This is a genomic window from Sporosarcina sp. P16b (genome assembly GCF_002743065.1).
GTDB lineage: Bacteria > Bacillota > Bacilli > Bacillales_A > Planococcaceae > Sporosarcina.
This window is the reverse complement of record NZ_PDYO01000006.1, coordinates 68,893-86,610: the sequence shown is the minus strand read 5'-3', so window position 1 is coordinate 86,610 and position 17,718 is coordinate 68,893. Positions and strand designations below refer to the sequence as shown.

The window sequence follows — 17,718 nt, the reverse complement described above, 5'->3', positions numbered from 1 at the left end:
TTACTTTCTGAAGAAGACACCACGCCGCTCACCATTTACAACTTTCCTTTCGTTCATTTCACCGTAGTAAGCAGTATCCATTCGGCTGCTTTCTACTTCATTTTTCAAGATAGTAATTTGTTTTTGTAAATGATCCACTTCAGTAATACGGCTTCCATATTGCTCTTTTAAATTATTTAATTCGGTTGATAAAGCAGAAATCTTCTGGACCGCTTCCATACCTGCTTCTGTTGACTGGTCACGTACCGCGCAATCATAGATCTCATTCGCTTCATTTTCAATTGCTAAAAGTCTTTGTGCTAAACTGTCCTGTGAATGTCTACGGACAATATGGCAAACCGTCTCTTTTTGATCCAAAGTCTCCCAGAGTGCATTTTGAAGAATCACCATATCATCCGCCTGTACGGATTCTCTTTGATTGATCAAAGCTCTCGCTTGCAAGATACTTAAAGATTGTTTGAATCGACGATCCGACGGCTGTATTCCTTCGTCCTGGAGTTCTCTTCGAATTGTAGACAATGTATCAAATACTTCATCTGAAATATGCACTTTATTGGTCATACTTTGAAGTTGCACTAACTCATCTAAATGCATAGTCGGAATTTCGACATGTTCGCCTTCATCTTTCATCATGGATACAAAGTTCGATTCATCTGCAATGAAATTAATTTCAAATCGTAATAGGAAGCGGTCAAATAAAGCTTCTAGACCTTCGCCTTCCTCGGGATATTCGTTGGAAGCGCCAATGATTGACATTAAGGGTGCTTTAATAGGTTGTCCGTCATTATAAAATAGTCTTTCGTTGATTAAGGTCAATAAACTGTTTAATATAGCAGAGTTTGCTTTAAAGATTTCATCTAAAAATACCAAATGTGCTTCTGGCATTTTTGTTGCCGTATTGCGCTTATATACGCCTTCTTCTAAATCTTTTAACGACAGCGGTCCAAATACTTCCTCCGGGGTACTGAATCTTGTCAGTAACCATTGAAAATAGGAGGTGCCGTTCACGATTTTTGCTAGTTCTACTGATAGTGCAGATTTTGCTGTACCAGCTGGCCCAATCATTAACATATGTTGTTTGGATAGGAGAGCTATTAAGATTCCTTCTACCTCGTTTTCACGTTCAAAGAACTTTGCATTCAATGCCTTTTTTATTTCATGTAACTTCTTTATAGTAGTATCCATATAGACATCCCCTCAATTCATAATAACCAGTCATTGTTTTCTTTATGTAACAGTGTGACTGTAATAGGAGGATTTTAACCGCTCAATCCATAATTCCTTAATGGATTATTACTGATGGCAAGCTTATTCTTTAGGAGCGATAAACACAGCAAACATCTAAAATCATAACAACGCTCCACACGCTGTATAAAAAACACCCCTTAAGCTAGACTCTTTGTAAAAGTCTAGCTTAAGGGGTGTTAATTTTTAGTAAGATTTATCACATTGAATTCTTTGATAAAATGCTTCAAAGCCTTCTTTAGATTGATGTACAGCAAAGGCATTGTGGAAAATATGTCCTCTTCCGTCGACAACTCATTAGTTACAGATGCTCTAAGCGATCCATGACTAATATGTTTTCAATGACCTAACCAAGTTTCTCATTCCATTTAGGGTTCATAGATAGAGTCCTCCTGCTTGATGCTGGATCATCTATCCAACCAAGTATAATTTATAAGAAAATACAGTATTATTCTTTAAATGATAAACCCTCTTCTTCTAAAAAATTTCTCATAATTGGTAAGGAAGCGGGTCCAATGCCATGGATTTTCAGAATTTCTTTTTCGGTGTATTTTGATAGTTTTTGTAAAGTATCAATACCATTATGAACTAAGACGTTTCTGGCAGGTGAGCTTAATTTCGATAGGAATCCACTTTTTGGTTTATTCTCTTTATCACAAGTAGGGCAACTTGTGCAGTCACTACTTTTGTAATAAGTATGCCCTTTTTCACAAACCCTTAAATTCATTTTTGCTTTCAATAGTAACACTCCCACTAATTTCCAAATCCAATATAACATACTTCCAACAACTGCCTTTTACATTTTCGATATGACAATACAAACCAAAATAAAGATTGCTATCAAAATAAAGAATGCTTTCAAAACGTAGTAGGGACTATTTGTTAAGGTAGCAGCAAGTAGCTCTCCTATTATAGTTCCATCCCCTGAACTAGATTTTCCACAATTCTTTTCATAGGATTCCTTTGAGTAAAGAATTCCAAATATTAAAATAGATATTGCTATTGATCCTGCAAGAAATTCTCCCCATCCCCACATCAAAACGTTTTCCTTCTTTCTTAATTTTAATTATCCTTATTCAACTAAACTGCCACTTTAATTGAACAAAAAAGGCCGTCTAAATAGCTCAATGATCTTCAAATAAAGCACTCGTTAGTTCAAAAAAATAGAGATAATTATTAAACAATCGCGCCTGAATGCGGAAGAAAGTGAACCAATATCATACTGAAAAACTCTTCCAGTTTTCATCTCGTATACCTATTCTACTTCCTTATTTCGATTACCTAAAACATATTCTACTAAGCGACAGGATGTCATCTATTAATTTTACATAGAGTTCCTTCTCTTTGTCTCCATACTTATGAAATATCTTCACTTTAATCAGCTTCCTATAGTAATCGCATTTCCTCTATTTTGTAAAGTAGATACTATACTTAACGCTGCAAGATAGCTTGTTTTAGGGTTGTTTGGCATTGGCTCATTTTCGATTAGTAAATTCATTTTGCCGAAATCACCTTTCGCTTCAATAAGATGTGTATTCCGTTGAATATTCGGATCTGCTATGACGCGTACTGCCGTTTTATCCGCACCGAGTCCTGCAATGGATAATAGTAATGCAACATTGACGTTTTTAGGGAATTTTCCAATTGCTTCTAAAGCTACACCATCAAAAATGCATTCTTCCACAGACTTCACATCTAGTCCTAGTGATGGGTAGGACTTTCTAGTCGTAATGCGTACTTCCTTTAATCCACCTAGTGAATTTGCTGATTGTAGAAGATCCAGTCCACCAATCGCTCCTGAAGGTAGATAAATATGTTGCTGATTCTTCCGCGCCACTTCTTTCATTTCATTCAAATACGCAACATTTTTAAATGCCCCGATACTACTCAGTATCATGTCTTTCTTATTTTCCAGCACTTCTTCCATATGCTTCATCGCTACTTCAATCGTTGCAGCTTCCACGACTACGTCCATAGGAGATTGAATAAACTCCTGAAAGTCCGTATAGAACGTTGCACTGTACTGTGTTTCTAATCTCGGTCCCACCTCTTGGTTTCGACCGAATATAGAAATAATTTCACCGTCCACTTTGCTGTTCCCATTAATACTTTCTAAAAGATACTGCGCAATATTGCCAGTCCCGATTATGCCGATTTTCATTTTACAACACCTCTTCCTTCAGTATATACATTTCTTCCAGAAATAGATGACTTTCAATCTCAATACCCTATCTATACATAAACAACACAAGGTACGAATAGGATGGTATGGATAACAGATAGATAAATTAGGGGGTATGTATGAGTGACTGGTTATACAGATAATTATGAACGGGATACGTACGGTATTATCGACTTTTGGGTGCGCAATAATTTTGAACACGGTGAGTTTTTCGATCGAGAAATCAGTCACCATGAGTTAGAGTTAGCACGTGCCAATCAGCAAATGATCGATCGCATGGGGAAAATTTTTAAAAAGACTGAATCTAAAACCGGTGATATCGGATTAATTATCGACGAGGCAAAGAGTTCTACAAAAGAGTTCGCTGATTTACTCCTGCATACGATGGATCGTGCGTTACATTGCGATGTAATTATTTCTACCCCTACTTCCCTTCTTGATCACATGATTCGGGAAGCTGAGGAAGCAGAGCGTGTGTTCAAATTAATTGAAACGAATTCTTACATCACACCAGCGGATGCAACATTACATGAGAGCAACTTCTGGCTTCGTCAAATGCTTGACCACTTACTATTCATCAGCCATTACGTGGATGCTTCCAACTATGAATTACACGATCAAGTGCGCGCGATGACTAGGAAGTTTGAAAACCTTCTACTACAAGCGCAAGCTTTGAAGACCATCATCCGTAGACCACGCAATGAAGTATCACCCGTGTTGAATACATTCAATCAAATGGTGATAAAAGAAGCAAAAGCTCTTGAAGCTTTTAAGCTGGAATTAAGTGAACTGATCAAAGCCTGTGCTGCGGTCACGACCGCTCCGCCTGATTTGCTAGAACATATTGCGAGAGAAGCCCACCATCTGTGGAAAAATCTTGAAGATCAGGTTGTAAACTAATTTTCATTAAAACATGACGGGAATTTCCTTGTCATGTTTTTTTATTTATTATGTAAAACTTCAGCAGATTAAAACTATTTCTATTTGTGCTTCGTTATAGTAGTAGAGGGGCGGTGGTGGAAATGAATTCGGTGGAACTGGAGCACATAGTGGATAAGTATGGAGAACATTTATTGAAGATGGCATACTTTTATTTACGTGACCCTGAAACGGCGAAGGATATCGCACAGGAAGTTTTTATCACTTTTATGAGAAGTCGAACTATCAAGAACAAGGAAAATTACGTGCTTATTTAACCAAACTTACAGTCAACCGCTGTAAAGATTATTTGCGAAGCTGGTCTTTCCGACATTTGAAATTCAATAAAGAGTGGGTAGAAACCATACATACTGAACACATCGATTGATTTTACAGGAAGAAAAGTCTGCGATTGCTGCTGCTATATTGGTATTACCTATAAAACATCGAGAAATTACACTCTTTTATTATTACGAGGAACTAAATATGAGAGAGATTGCTGCGTTTCTTGATCTGTCGGAAAATACCGTAAAAACCAGAATGACCAAGGCACGTACTTTGTTAAAAGACAATCTGTCAGCTGATTATTGGGAGGTGCTTTCCATTGAATAAAGTAAAAGGGAGTTTAGATGCTACTGCGGGTGACGTTTTCAATGATAAAGAAGAACTAAAACAACGGGTTCTTTACGGTGAACGCAAACCGAAACGGAGAAATCCATTTCCACTAATGGCTTCAGCTATTGTTTTAGCTGCTATTATATTCATCACGTTCAATGTCTTACAAAATAGTTCGACCAGCACTAATGATCAGAGTTATAAAGTAAACGAGACATTATATGATCTCATGCTTCAAAGCGAGCGGCTTGATCAAGGTGGCTCTGATGAATTACGGTACAGAGTCTTTCAAAGTATTCTAGAGATTGATTCCGTTATGGATTACGCCGCTTCCCAAGGCTACAAAGAAGATTTAGAGGAAATCAATACTGTAGTTCATGAGCAGCAGCAAACATTTTTTGACGACTTTACAGAAGAACAAGCAAAAAGCATTGAAGAAACTCAAATAGAAAAGTTCGGTTACAACTATGACCAATATTTCAAGATCATTTTGACTTATACCCAGCGACATACAAATGCAACGAACTGGCTACAGCGAAATAAACCAGAAGACGAAACAACGCAACGACAAGTCCTAGATATATTTAAAGAGAAAAACTGGAAGACCGTCAAAAAATTCATGGAAAATAAAACTATTCCCGACCTATCTGAAAAACTCCAATTTCAAGAGTGTGATGGCGTTGTGACATTCAAAGACAACGAGAAAGTATTGGTTGTACAAGGACTTGAACCACACGACTATGAAGGCATGACACCAGAAGAAATAGAGACCGCCGCTTTTGATTATGTTTGGTTTCATTTCGATAGACCCATTGACGTTATCAAGCCTCATTCGCAAATTATAGTCACCTTTGATCCTCTGTCCTATCCTGTTGTTCAAAAAGAAGGTAGAAAAACAATTCACGACGTCATTAAGTGGATAGACAGTCAAGAATAAGATGTTCAATTTTTGTAGAACAATAATTAAAAGCCACTGATGAGTTGCACACTGCTGAATGCGGCTTGTCAATGGCTTACATCGTACTTATAGATACAAATATTTATTGAGTATTTAGTAAAAATTGCTTGATTTTCTGCATTAAGTTATTAGCATTTTCATAATTCTTCAGATTCGACATCATGCCGATAATGACAGGCTTTCTGCAATCTTCCGATGTTAATTCTTGCTTTATGACATCTAAACTGATTATCGCATCCTCATTAGTAATTTGAGACTCCAACAGTTCAATTTCTTCAATTAGCATGTTCTTCGTTATGGATGTTCCACATACTTCAAGTTCAAATCCTACCAACTGTTCCTTTCTTAAAAAAGGCACTGTTAATCCATTTACTAACGAATCAGTCCGATCAACTATGAAGCTGGCTAGATCATTATAATTCAAAGCATCTTTATTGAAGATAATAATTTCAATATACCCCTTTACAAATCCGCTTAATAATACGAACAGATCAGTGATGTATTCTTTTATCTCGTCACCGTATACATCTAATAAAATTTTCTCCTGTAATTCGTATGTTTTTTGCCGCATATCATTTACCATACTTACCATTTCATCATTAATGGGATTCGTCTGTTCCCTCATATGCATGAGAATGAAGTCTGAGTACTTTGCGATCTCCTCAAACTGGATACTAAAAAAAAGCTCTAGCCTTTTTCTTGGTGTAATCTCAGAATCATTCAAGCCGCTCATACGATCCATTAACTTATCCCTGAAGTATTCAAAAATTGAAATCAGTAAACTATCCTTAGATTTAAACGAAAGATAAAAAGATCCTTTCGATATTCCACACGCATCTGTAATGTCTTGAATAGAAGTAGCATTGAAGCCTTTAATAGCAAAGAGTTCTGATGCTTTTTCGATAATTAGTATTTTTCTTTCCGACAAAACCAGCACCCCCTATGTACTATTACTTCTATAATCATGGTAACTTGGACGACTACTATTATGACTAGCTTGCTAATCATTTTAAATTACTTTGAACAACTAATCAAAGGTCGAATACATATCGCTACATGATAGCTCCCATTCATTCACTACTAATATAGTTTTATTTATTACTATTATTAATTGACTTATGACTGACTGGTCAGTTATTATTAAAAAGAATTATATATCCAAAAATAAATAGTGAAAGGAACGCTTTGGTATCATACATTCTCGACAGTAACTATTGATTTAGAACGTCCTTTTACAATTTACAAAAATAGTGAATTGTAAAATGCGAATAAAATGACCGACTGGTTAGTTTTGATTATACGCTATGAAAACCAATCGGTCAAAAATACTTGGAGGTATTTATGAATTCAATTGTAAATTTCGTAATGAAGAATAAGCTGGCTGTTTGGCTATTTACATTTATTCTGACTGCTGCTGGACTCTACTCTTCTACACAAATGAAACTAGAAACTATACCGGATATTTCAATTCCCATTGTCAGCGTAACGACTGTCTATCCAGGTGCGACTCCCACTCAGGTCGCAAATGAAATATCTGAGCCGCTTGAAAAAGCAGTCACCAGTTTAAATGGTGTACTGACCGTAAGTTCGACATCGTTCCAAAATGCATCTTCACTTCAAATTGAATTTGAATACGGAACAGATATGAACAAAGCGCAAGATGAGGTAGAAGAAGCAATTACTAATCTCGCGCTTCCCGAAAACGCGATGACGCCAGATGTAGGTACCATTAATATTAATGCCTTTCCGATTTTGGCAATTAGCGTTTCTGATACTGAAGGAAATCTCGCTGATTTAACTGAGAAAGTACAAAACTCTCTAGTACCGGGTCTTACATCTATTAAAGGTGTGTCGAGCGCAGAAATTTCAGGTCAACAAATTCAAGAGGTCAGCTTAACTTTTGATAAAGAAAAAATGGATACCCTTCATCTCGACGATAACACTGTTAAGTCCATTGTAAAAGCCTCCGATCTTTCAATGCCATTAGGATTGATTGAGTTCGGAGATGAAGAACAATCGGTAGTTATTAATGGAAATATCACAACTTTAGAAGATTTAAAGAAATTGCAAATTCCGATGATGCCAACACAAGATCCGAGCCAAATGGCTGGAATTATGCCAGAAGCAACTACCACTACTCAAACAATAGAAACTCCCACAATTACTTTGGGTGATATCGCATCTATTGAACTTGTAGAAAAGGCAGAATCCATCTCAAGAACGAATGGAAAAGAAGCGATTGCCGTACAAGTAGTAAAAACACAGCAAGCCAATACTGTCGATGTAGCAAATGATGTAAAGGACCATATGAAGCAGTTTGAAAAAGAGAATACGGGCATATCTATTAGTACTACGCTTGACCAAGGTGAGCCAATCGAAGAATCTGTCAACACGATGTTAAATAAAGCACTTTTCGGCGCACTTTTTGCCGTCTTGATCATCATGTTGTTCTTGCGTAACTTTAAATCGACGATTATTGCCATCGTTTCCATTCCTATGTCATTATTGATCGCAATAATCATTTTAAATCTCATGGATATCACACTTAATATGATGACACTTGGTGCGATGACCGTTGCGATAGGTCGGGTAATTGACGACTCCATTGTGGTCGTAGAAAATATCTTCCGAAGAATGAATTTAGAAGACGAGAAACTAAAAGGTAAAGACCTCGTCCGGGAAGCAACATTACAAATGTTTAAGCCGATTACATCATCCACTCTCGTCACAGTTGCAGTATTTCTTCCTATTGGATTAGTGGGCGGAATGGTTGGAGAGCTATTTATGCCATTCGCATTAACGATTAGCTTCGCACTTCTCGCCTCACTACTCGTAGCTGTAACTATCGTGCCGATGCTCGCACATACTTTATTCAAGAAAGAGCTATACGGTAAAAGTGTTAATAAAAAAGAAGAAAACGGAAAGATTACTGTTGCCTATGAAAGAATATTAAACTGGACATTGAATCACAAGCTCATCACTACGGGTATCGCTATCGTAATACTTGTCGGTAGCTTATTTTTAATCCCAGTTGTAGGTGTCAGCTTCCTTCCAGAAGAAGAACAAAAAACCATGTATATCACATATACTCCAGAGCCTGGCGAAACGCTTGATACCGTGAATGAAAACATTGAAAAAGCGGAAAGTTATTTAATAGATCAGAAGGATATTGAAACGGTCCAACTATCCATTGGCGGTAGTAATCCATTATCACCTGGTTCCTCCAACGGTGCTCTAATGTTCGTTACATTCGATTCTGATACAAAAAATTTCGATGATGTAAAAGAAAAAACAATAAAGAAACTCCAAGATTCTTCTTCCCAAGGTGAATGGATCTCTCAAGACTTCGGCAGCATGGGCGGAGCAAGCAACGGAATAAGCTATGACATCTACGGTAATGACTTAAATGATATCGAACCAGTCATCAGTGACATCGAAGCGATATTGCAAGACCATAGCGAATTGAAGGATGTAAAAACAAGTCTTGCAAAAACATATAAAGAATATACATTAGTTGCAGATCAAGAACGACTTAATCACTTCGGCTTAACAACTGCCCAAGTTGGAATGGAAATTAATCCAATGAAGCAGCGTGAAGTATTAACCAAAATCACAAAAGATGACAATACTATGGATGTATACATCGATGAGAATGAGGATGAATATAGCACTATCGATGATTTACTGAAGAAAACTGTTACTTCTGCATTAGGTATAGAGATTCCGATTTCTGCAGTAGTAAGAGTTGACGAAGGTACAACCTCTGATACAGTATCTCGTAAAGATGGAAAAATATTCTCAAGTGTTTCTGCAACTATCACGGAGAAGAATGTTGCAAAAGTGACGGCGGATGTACAATCAGAAATTGACAAACTGTCTATTCCTTCCACTGTAGAAGTGAAAACATCCGGTGTAACAGAAGATATTACGGAAGCATTTACTCAGCTTGGCCTAGCGATGGCTGCAGCGATTGCGATTATCTATCTTATCTTAGTTATCACATTCGGTGGTGCACTGGCCCCATTTGCTGTATTGTTCTCCTTGCCATTTACAGTAATTGGTGCTTTACTCGGTTTATTGATTGCCGGCGAAACCATCAGCGTATCTTCCATGATTGGTTTATTAATGTTAATCGGTATTGTCGTGACGAACGCAATTGTCTTGATTGATAGGGTTATCAACAAAGAAAAAGAAGGATTCACTACAAGAGAAGCTTTACTGGAAGCAGGTACAACAAGACTGCGGCCCATTCTAATGACTGCGCTAGCTACAATTGGTGCATTGATCCCCCTTGCAATTGGAGCAGAAGGCAGCGGACTCATTTCTAAAGGTCTTGGTGTAACGGTTATTGGAGGTTTGACGAGTTCCACGCTCCTCACTTTAATCTTCGTACCACTCGTGTATGAATCCATGAAAAAATTCAGTAAAAAGAAGAAGACTGCTTAAATAGTAAAACCGCCTTCCTTTGAATTAATTCATCGGAAGACGGTTTTTTATTTATTAAGTAACGTATATCTTTATTTCACAACGGTCACAGGACACGCAACATGCTTCATGACCTTATGGCTAACACTACCTAAAACCATTTCTTGAAATGAATTTAACCCACGGCTGCCAATGACTAGATTATCAATGTTCTTTTCGTTTACATAGTTGATGATTTCTTCGCTAGGATTCCCTCTAAGTATAATCACTTTCGCATCCACTGCCGCTTCCTTCGCCATAGCTAAAATCGGATGCATTTTTTGTTCGCGTTTCAGTGCGAGGCTTTCAGGGCTTTGTTCTAACAGTCTTTCATCCTTCGCTTTGCTAAGATCCTGCACATAGATAATCTCTAACGTAACTTTAGGTAAATATTCCGCTAGCATAATCGCATGTTTTGCGGCACGCATCGCATTTTCAGACCCATCAATCGCGACAGCAATTTTCATATCGTTCACTCCCTCACAATAATTTTTCATATAATTGTTCACTTGAAGAATTTAGTCCACGAATCGTAACCGTCGCCCCTTTACTTTCAAGCTTTGTTACCACTTTTAAAATGGCACCCACTGCAGATTCATCCCACAGCTGACTATTTTCAAAATCAATAACAATTTGTTTTTCATTTACATTATCAAATGCTTGGATAAACTTCGTCGTAGAAGCAAAAAATAATGGACCATGTATTTTATAGATACCCGCTTTATTCGTTACCGAGACACGCGATATCTTCGCAACAAAGAATAATGCACTTAGAACAACTCCGATCACTACACCAATTGCCAAGTTATGCGTGTATAAAATAATCACCACCGTTATCAGCATAACAATAGATTCTGATCGTGGTGCAGTTCGAAGAAATTTAAACGATCCCCAGTTGAAAGTCGTAGCCGCCACCATAACCATGACTCCTGCAAGAACAGGCATCGGAATTTTGACGACCAAATCCCCTAATACCATAATCAAAAACAGTAAAAATGCTCCAGCAGTCAATGTAGATAATCGACCTCTACCACCCGATTTGACGTTTATGACGGATTGCCCTATCAACGCGCAGCCTGCCATTCCACCAAAGAATCCAGTAATGAAGTTGGCAATACCCTGTCCGCGTGCTTCACGGTTTTTATTGCTCGGTGTATCTGTCATGTCATCAAGAACCTGCGAAGTCAGTAACGACTCTAGTAACCCGACAATCGACAGTGCCAATGAATACGGTAAAATAATTTTCAGGGTCTCAAAGTTCAATGGAATATTAGGGAAAAAGAATGTTGGCAATGAACTCGGCATCGCCCCCAAATCTCCGATCGATTGTAATCTAACTCCACTGAACAGCGCAATGGCTGTCATCACCACAATCGCAATCAGCGGAGCCGGTATCAATGTAAAGAAACGCGGCACTGCATATACTAAAATCAATGTAGCGATCGCAAATACATACGTCATCATACCCGAACCAATCAAATATGGTAGCTGTGTAATAAAAATCATAATTCCTAGCGCATTTACAAATCCTAACATCACGGAGTTCGGTATGAAGCGCATTAAATTCGCGACGCCTAGTGAGCCTAAAATCAATTGAATAATACCCGTTAAAATAGTGGCTGCCAGTACGTATTCGAGACCATGATCGGCCATTAAACTGACAAGTACTAATGCCATGGCACCCGTAGCAGCCGATATCAATCCAGGTCTGCCTCCGACAAACGCAGTAATAATGGCAATAGTAAATGATGCATATAGCGCGACACGCGGATCAACCCCGACGATAAACGCAAAAGCCAATGCTTCCGGAATGAGCGCTAGTCCTACGACTATACCTGCCAATATATCGGCGCGCACATTACCAAACCATTGCTGTTGGAAAGTTTGCATATTGTTCCCCTCTCGTCATAAAAAAGTTCATACTATCTTAAAAGACAAACAGCATATCATTTCTAGTCCCATAATAGAATCATTTTAGCAAACAATCAGGAAACATAGGATATGGATATATTCGTCCGATTGTGGGTGAACGGCCAACCAATTGAACAGCACACCTCTTAACACTATATACGATACCAAAGAAGAAACTGGTATCAGTAAGTCAACATTTTATCACTATTTAGATAATCGATCCTCATCAACCTCAAATAGTGACTAACTATTTACATCTGACTATTTTTGTCTATCGCAATGGATCCAAAATAGCCATCCTTATCTATTCCAACAAATTATAGACCGTGTTATTAGAATAATTTAATGCTCATTTCATCTAATGTACCGCCTTCTACGTTAAAGATGAATAATTGATTTTAACCTCTCGATATTATAAGAGACTAGACCTATATGTAATTTAGTGTAAGTAATAGACTTTTAACCTATTTTCATAGATTTAAACTTCACCAGGATGTATAATGAAATAAAAACAGACAGGAGTTAGGATTTCTGATGATTAGATTCAATAGTATTAAGTCAAAACTACTAACAGGCTTCTCTATTGTGCTTTTATTAATAGTTTTACTAGGTATGTTTATATTCTCTACCCTTCAAGCAAATAATGAAGCAACGAAAAACATTTTAGAAAAAGAGTTGCCTCTATTAATTGCAGACGAGCAGTTGGCACTTGGAATGGCAAATCGGATCGCCGCCTCCAGGGGATATATTATGACAGGAGAAACAAGCTACAAAGATATATTTGATACATATACAGAAGATAGTGTAAAGCATCAAGCAACTATTAGTGAGTTAGAAAATTCGAAGGAAATACAAGATTTAATTCAAAGAACCGTCGAATGGCGGGAGCACATCACAGAAAATGTATTCGCAGAATTTGAACGTGGTAACAAAGAGTTGGCTGAACGTAATTTGTTGGCCTCGAATGATGATGCACGCAGCTTAATGCACTCATACGAAAAAACAGCTGAGAATCGTGAAGTCATCATTATTGATATTGAAAAGAATTTGCTTGCAAGTGGCAAAAATACATTGATTTTGGTTACAAGTATAATAACCTTAGTTATTCTTTTGAGCATGGTAGTTGCTGTCATTACCGCCAATTCTATTTCCAAGCCTCTTCACGTGGTAATGGAACGAATGAAACGTATCGCTACCGGGAATTTAAGCAGTCCGCCTTTAGAAACAAATTTGCGAGATGAAATTGGACAACTGTTCGCATCTACGAATGAGATGAGTAATAATACGCACAAACTATTGGATGAGATACATACTGTGGCTCAAACGGTTTCATCACAAAGTGAAGAACTGACTCAATCTGCTGGAGAAATAAAAATAGGTACTGCTCAGATCGCTACTACAATGGAAGATTTGGCTTACGGCACTGAATCCCAAGCCACTAACGCAAGTAGTTTGTCAACTTCAATGGAAGTCTTCGTCTCTAAAGTAATGGATGCCAATGAAAACGGAGTCCATATTCAGCAGTCATCAAATGAAGTGCTGAACTTGACAAGTACTGGGAGCAAAGTGATGCATTCTTCATTGGAACAGATGCAGATTATCGATCAAATTGTTCATAATGCAGTGACAAACGTAGAAGGATTGGACAAGCATACACAACAAATTTCCCAACTTGTTTTGGTTATACAAGGAATTGCAGCACAAACTAATTTATTAGCGTTAAATGCAGCGATTGAAGCAGCTCGGGCTGGCGAACATGGTAAAGGATTTGCTGTGGTGGCCGATGAAGTACGGACCCTGGCAGAACAATCTTCCGCGTCCGTTACCAATATCACTGAAATCGTCAATCGGATTCAAACTGAGTCCACTATGGTTACCAATTCGTTACAAGAAGGATATAAGCAAGTGGAGGAAGGTACAAATCAAATTAAACGTACTAATGAAACATTTGATAATATAAGTAACGCCGTAACGGATATGGTCAATCGGATCCAAAGTATTTCGAAAGACCTGCAAGATATTTCGGAAAGCAGTCAGGAAATGAGTGGGTCAATCGAAGAGATTGCGGCAATTACTGAGGAGTCTGCTGCAGGTGTGGAGCAAACTTCAGCATCTTCACAACAAGCAAGTAGCGCAATAGAAGAAATAGCAAGTAACTCCGACGATTTAGCCCGATTGGCTGAAGAACTCAATGCGCTTGTACGAAAATTTACTTTATAATTGAAAAAAGCGTCTGCTACTATGCAGACGCTTTTACGTGATTCGTTTTATTTTGTAAAGGGTGACAAATAAATATCCCTTCCGCAACCCCTAGCGACAATTTCAATTCACACTCTCTATACAGAGAGCGACTCAGGTAGTCTAGATAAATTCTCATCTTTTGCTCATTTCAATCCACACTCTCTAGATAGAGAGTGACCGCAATATAAACAAAAAGCTAAATCCAAATCTATATATCGTCTACTTCATTATAACTTATTACTCTAAAAAGCTAAACCATATTTAATTCAGCACCTTTTCATAAATTCAATGCGCGAACATATATGGACTTTTTATGTTCTCTTAATAGAAGAATAAACATCAAGATCACTGCGTTATTGAAGGACTAATAATAATACTTCCACACGCGGGATTAGTCTCCAAGATACTTTTCCCTTTAAAACAGATGAGTGAGTGATTGTTTGTTATTTTCTTTTTGCGGAGTTGTAATATTCTAATCCCTACACTCTTTTATCAAAGCTAGACTTGCTTACTATACAATTATATTCTGCAGACAAATATATTTTCAATTACATCCACTTAACGTAGTTGGCTCCCGCCAAAATTCCCCCGCTTAATTTCTGCAACTTCATATACCGCCACAAATGCATTTTTGTCTACGTCACGAATGATTTCTTTCATCTTACTATCTTCCAAATGATAAATATTACAAGTGATTTCTATGAATTCCTCTTTTGTAAAACTCTCCTGCACTACTTGATATGTTGCTCTCCGACCTAAACGTCCGTGAATCTCTTCAATCATCAATTCAGGTTGATCCGTTACAATCTTATATGTTTTGGAACCACTAAATCCAATTTCCATGATAGATATGACTTTCGATGCGATGAAATAAGCAATTGCTGACATAATCGCACCAGTCAGCCCAAAGACAGTTGAAACGACAATAAAGACAAAAACATTTAGGAATAAGATTAGATCACTTGTACCAAATGGGAGTTTTCTTGAAAGCAATACTGCGAGCATATCAATACCGTCGAGTGCTCCACCATTACGCAAAGCTATTCCGATTCCGACTCCAATAATGATCCCGCCAACGACAGTTATCAATAATGTATCATCTTGAACAATGATGGGAATATGATGCATTAAACTTGTACTGGCGCTTAAGGATACGATGCCCACGACAGAAAGTGCTGCAAAGCGCGTACCTACCTGTTTGTAACCAAGGAAGATAAACGGGATATTTAAAATCGCAATCAAAACGCCTAACGGAAGTCCAAAAACTTTAGAACCTACAATACTTAGGCCTGTAACCCCACCATCCGATACATTGTTTGGAATAAGGACGGACTCAAGTCCATAAGCTGTGATCACTGCACCCATCATGACGAAAAAGGCTTGAAATAGAAGACGTAACTTCTTATGTGACTTCTTTGTAATTACTTTCATCTTCTCATTCCTTTCAGTTATTCAGTAAGTCACATACTTCTATTTACCATACCCTTTTATCTATATAAACTATTCCATGGACAGTAGATTTTTGTAGTTTTTTGTATAAGTGGCATGACGCGCAACTAAATATAGTTGTAGCATAGAAACCACATGGCCGCAGTAACCCAAGAGTCGTATCGAAAAGGAAAAGACCAGTCATCCCATGATGACTGGTCTTTCTAGTAGTTAAAATCTTGATTTTGCTGGTTTCTTCATTGGGGCTTTATTCATCAAATACGAGATGAATGTATCATCCGCCAAGTTGGGATTGGATGAGTTCAGCAACACAGCTAGATTCTTCGCATCATCGAGCGCTCTATGGGCGTTATGCACTTGAATTCGGTGCGCTCTCAGCAATTGTTGTAGTTTGCCGTTTTCAAATCCATAATTTTTCCATTTGATTTGTCTAACGGAGCAATACCAGTCCATGTCGAGCGTTTCAGGTAATAGTCGACTAACGAAGCCCCTATCAAATGATGCGTTATGTGCTACTATACCGTCTGCTTGATCTAGTATTTTTAGTATTCTATCCATATCAAGCGACTTCCCTCTAACCATCTGATCGGTAATGCCAGTGAGCTGGGTAATTATCGGGGAGATAGAATAGAACGGTTCTTGAAACTCGCAATACTCATCTGCCACTCGAACAATACGATTATCTTCATACTCTCCAAGCATAACCCCTAACTCGATTACTTCACTCGTCTCGGCACGCATGCCTGTTGTCTCCACGTCAATAAAAGCTATATGTTTTGTCATGTAAAAACTCCTTTTACACTCTATTTGCATGATATCGAGAATATAATTATGAACAGTTTGATCCTTTTAGTATATCAGGATTTCAATACAATATGTTCCATTTGAACTGTCAGCATTTAATTGAACGTCTAGTAATTTCATAAGTTGCCACACAATTCAACGTGCTGTATACTAGGATTGCTTACATGATTGTCCGTCCGGGTGCTTGAGTGAATCAGGCTGAGATAGCAGATGAATCCTCTGCTGACCGTTAATCTGATCTGGGTAATGCCAGCGTAGAGAGCGTGATCGATGGAATTATACAGGAATCTCTTTCCTTCCTCGGCCGTCTGCTCTTCAGACGGCTTTTTTGTATAAAAAATAACGAGGAGTGGAAGAGTTTGAAAAAGTTAAAGTTTACCGATTTATTGATCACCATCATGATCGGCGTTGTATTTGGCGTGCTCATGAAGTTTTGGGATGATTTATACACTGTCGTCAAACCGATCATGCCTGTTGCACGTCAACTGCTTTACGGTATGTGGTTCATGGTGGGGCCGTTTGCCTTCCTATTATTACGAAAGCCCGGTACTGCATTCATCGCAAGTATTGCGGGGGCTTCCTTGTCTGCATTTGCCGGCCATGGTATTGAAGTATTGATGTATGGATTTGTACAAGGACTTGCTGCTGAATTATTGTTCGCTGCATTCCGTTATCGACGCTATTCTATTTTAATTGCAGGGTTAGCAGGAGTCGCGTCATGTCTTGCAAGTTTCGGACTTGATTTGATTTATGGTTACGCAGCACTCGAAACATGGGCACTCATTGTGAAATACGGATTACGTGCAATCAGCGCATTCATCTTCACAGGTATTTTCGCTGTGTTTATTGTAAAAGCGCTAGAAGCAACAGGTGTGACATCGCTAATTCGCCCCGTCGATAATAAAGAATATACGATGCTTGATCAGTAAAA

The 17,718-nt window shown here is 38.1% G+C and carries 16 protein-coding genes and 1 riboswitch; of the genes, 7 read left to right on the top strand and 9 right to left on the bottom strand.

Annotated elements, in window-relative coordinates; genetic code table 11:
• From CSV77_RS09315 to nadX, 4 genes are all read right to left on the bottom strand, one after another.
• Window positions 1-1,185: an AAA family ATPase gene (locus CSV77_RS09315; RefSeq protein ID WP_099673193.1), complete on the bottom strand. Its 1,185-nt coding sequence runs from the start codon at window positions 1,183-1,185 to the stop codon at window positions 1-3.
• A gap of 508 nt (window positions 1,186-1,693) precedes the next feature.
• The gene (locus CSV77_RS09310) at window positions 1,694-1,972 is read right to left on the bottom strand and encodes an RNA polymerase alpha subunit C-terminal domain-containing protein (RefSeq protein WP_199203731.1); all 279 of its coding nucleotides are present in this window, start codon (window positions 1,970-1,972) and stop codon (window positions 1,694-1,696) included.
• A gap of 69 nt (window positions 1,973-2,041) precedes the next feature.
• Entirely contained in the window at window positions 2,042-2,281 is a 240-nt protein-coding gene (locus tag CSV77_RS09305) for a hypothetical protein (protein ID WP_099673191.1), read from the bottom strand.
• A 342-nt stretch (window positions 2,282-2,623) separates the two neighbouring features.
• Window positions 2,624-3,406 (bottom strand): aspartate dehydrogenase, encoded by a 783-nt coding sequence (nadX, locus tag CSV77_RS09300; protein ID WP_099673190.1) that lies wholly within the window; start codon window positions 3,404-3,406, stop codon window positions 2,624-2,626.
• Between the two features lie 144 nt (window positions 3,407-3,550).
• Between nadX and CSV77_RS09295 the strand changes: the two genes are divergently transcribed.
• The 4 genes from CSV77_RS09295 to CSV77_RS09280 all read left to right on the top strand — a co-directional run bounded on the left by CSV77_RS09295 (window position 3,551) and on the right by CSV77_RS09280 (window position 5,897).
• On the top strand, window positions 3,551-4,327 hold the full coding sequence (locus tag CSV77_RS09295) for a DUF2935 domain-containing protein (RefSeq protein ID WP_099673189.1): 777 nt from the start codon (window positions 3,551-3,553) through the stop codon (window positions 4,325-4,327).
• A 122-nt stretch (window positions 4,328-4,449) separates the two neighbouring features.
• Complete coding sequence (locus CSV77_RS09290) at window positions 4,450-4,623, top strand: RNA polymerase sigma factor (protein WP_144034670.1); 174 nt, start codon at window positions 4,450-4,452, stop codon at window positions 4,621-4,623.
• A gap of 106 nt (window positions 4,624-4,729) precedes the next feature.
• A complete protein-coding gene (locus tag CSV77_RS09285; protein ID WP_099673187.1) occupies window positions 4,730-4,957 on the top strand; it encodes a sigma factor-like helix-turn-helix DNA-binding protein in 228 nt (75 codons plus the stop codon).
• Window positions 4,950-5,897 (top strand): hypothetical protein, encoded by a 948-nt coding sequence (locus tag CSV77_RS09280; RefSeq protein WP_099673186.1) that lies wholly within the window; start codon window positions 4,950-4,952, stop codon window positions 5,895-5,897. The genes CSV77_RS09285 and CSV77_RS09280 overlap by 8 nt, the downstream gene beginning before the upstream one ends.
• A 103-nt stretch (window positions 5,898-6,000) precedes the next feature.
• On the opposite strand, the gene CSV77_RS09275 is transcribed toward CSV77_RS09280, so the two are convergent.
• Window positions 6,001-6,846 carry a TetR/AcrR family transcriptional regulator gene (locus CSV77_RS09275; protein ID WP_158232054.1) on the bottom strand — a complete coding sequence of 282 codons (846 nt, stop codon included), beginning with the start codon at window positions 6,844-6,846 and terminating at the stop codon, window positions 6,001-6,003.
• A gap of 413 nt (window positions 6,847-7,259) precedes the next feature.
• On the opposite strand from CSV77_RS09275, the gene CSV77_RS09270 reads away from it, so the two are divergent.
• Window positions 7,260-10,364, top strand: a complete 3,105-nt coding sequence (locus CSV77_RS09270) for an efflux RND transporter permease subunit (protein WP_099673184.1) — start codon at window positions 7,260-7,262, stop codon at window positions 10,362-10,364.
• A 71-nt stretch (window positions 10,365-10,435) separates the two neighbouring features.
• Here CSV77_RS09270 and CSV77_RS09265 read toward each other — a convergent pair whose 3' ends face one another.
• Window positions 10,436-10,849, bottom strand: coding sequence for a universal stress protein (locus CSV77_RS09265; protein WP_099673280.1), 414 nt, complete (start codon window positions 10,847-10,849; stop codon window positions 10,436-10,438).
• A gap of 13 nt (window positions 10,850-10,862) precedes the next feature.
• Window positions 10,863-12,272, bottom strand: coding sequence for a SulP family inorganic anion transporter (locus CSV77_RS09260; protein WP_099673183.1), 1,410 nt, complete (start codon window positions 12,270-12,272; stop codon window positions 10,863-10,865).
• A gap of 555 nt (window positions 12,273-12,827) precedes the next feature.
• Here CSV77_RS09260 and CSV77_RS09255 point away from each other — a divergent pair.
• The gene (locus CSV77_RS09255; protein ID WP_099673182.1) at window positions 12,828-14,513 is read left to right on the top strand and encodes a methyl-accepting chemotaxis protein; all 1,686 of its coding nucleotides are present in this window, start codon (window positions 12,828-12,830) and stop codon (window positions 14,511-14,513) included.
• A gap of 579 nt (window positions 14,514-15,092) precedes the next feature.
• On the opposite strand, the gene CSV77_RS09250 is transcribed toward CSV77_RS09255, so the two are convergent.
• Both CSV77_RS09250 and CSV77_RS09245 read right to left on the bottom strand, forming a co-directional pair.
• Window positions 15,093-15,965 carry a YitT family protein gene (locus CSV77_RS09250; protein ID WP_099673181.1) on the bottom strand — a complete coding sequence of 291 codons (873 nt, stop codon included), beginning with the start codon at window positions 15,963-15,965 and terminating at the stop codon, window positions 15,093-15,095.
• Between the two features lie 228 nt (window positions 15,966-16,193).
• Window positions 16,194-16,766 (bottom strand): exonuclease domain-containing protein, encoded by a 573-nt coding sequence (locus tag CSV77_RS09245; RefSeq protein ID WP_158232053.1) that lies wholly within the window; start codon window positions 16,764-16,766, stop codon window positions 16,194-16,196.
• A gap of 187 nt (window positions 16,767-16,953) precedes the next feature.
• Window positions 16,954-17,065: riboswitch (TPP riboswitch) on the top strand.
• Window positions 17,066-17,146: 81 nt separating this feature from the next.
• Between CSV77_RS09245 and CSV77_RS09240 the strand changes: the two genes are divergently transcribed.
• Complete coding sequence (locus tag CSV77_RS09240; RefSeq protein ID WP_255407088.1) at window positions 17,147-17,716, top strand: ECF transporter S component; 570 nt, start codon at window positions 17,147-17,149, stop codon at window positions 17,714-17,716.
• Window positions 17,717-17,718: the final 2 nt, after the last annotated feature.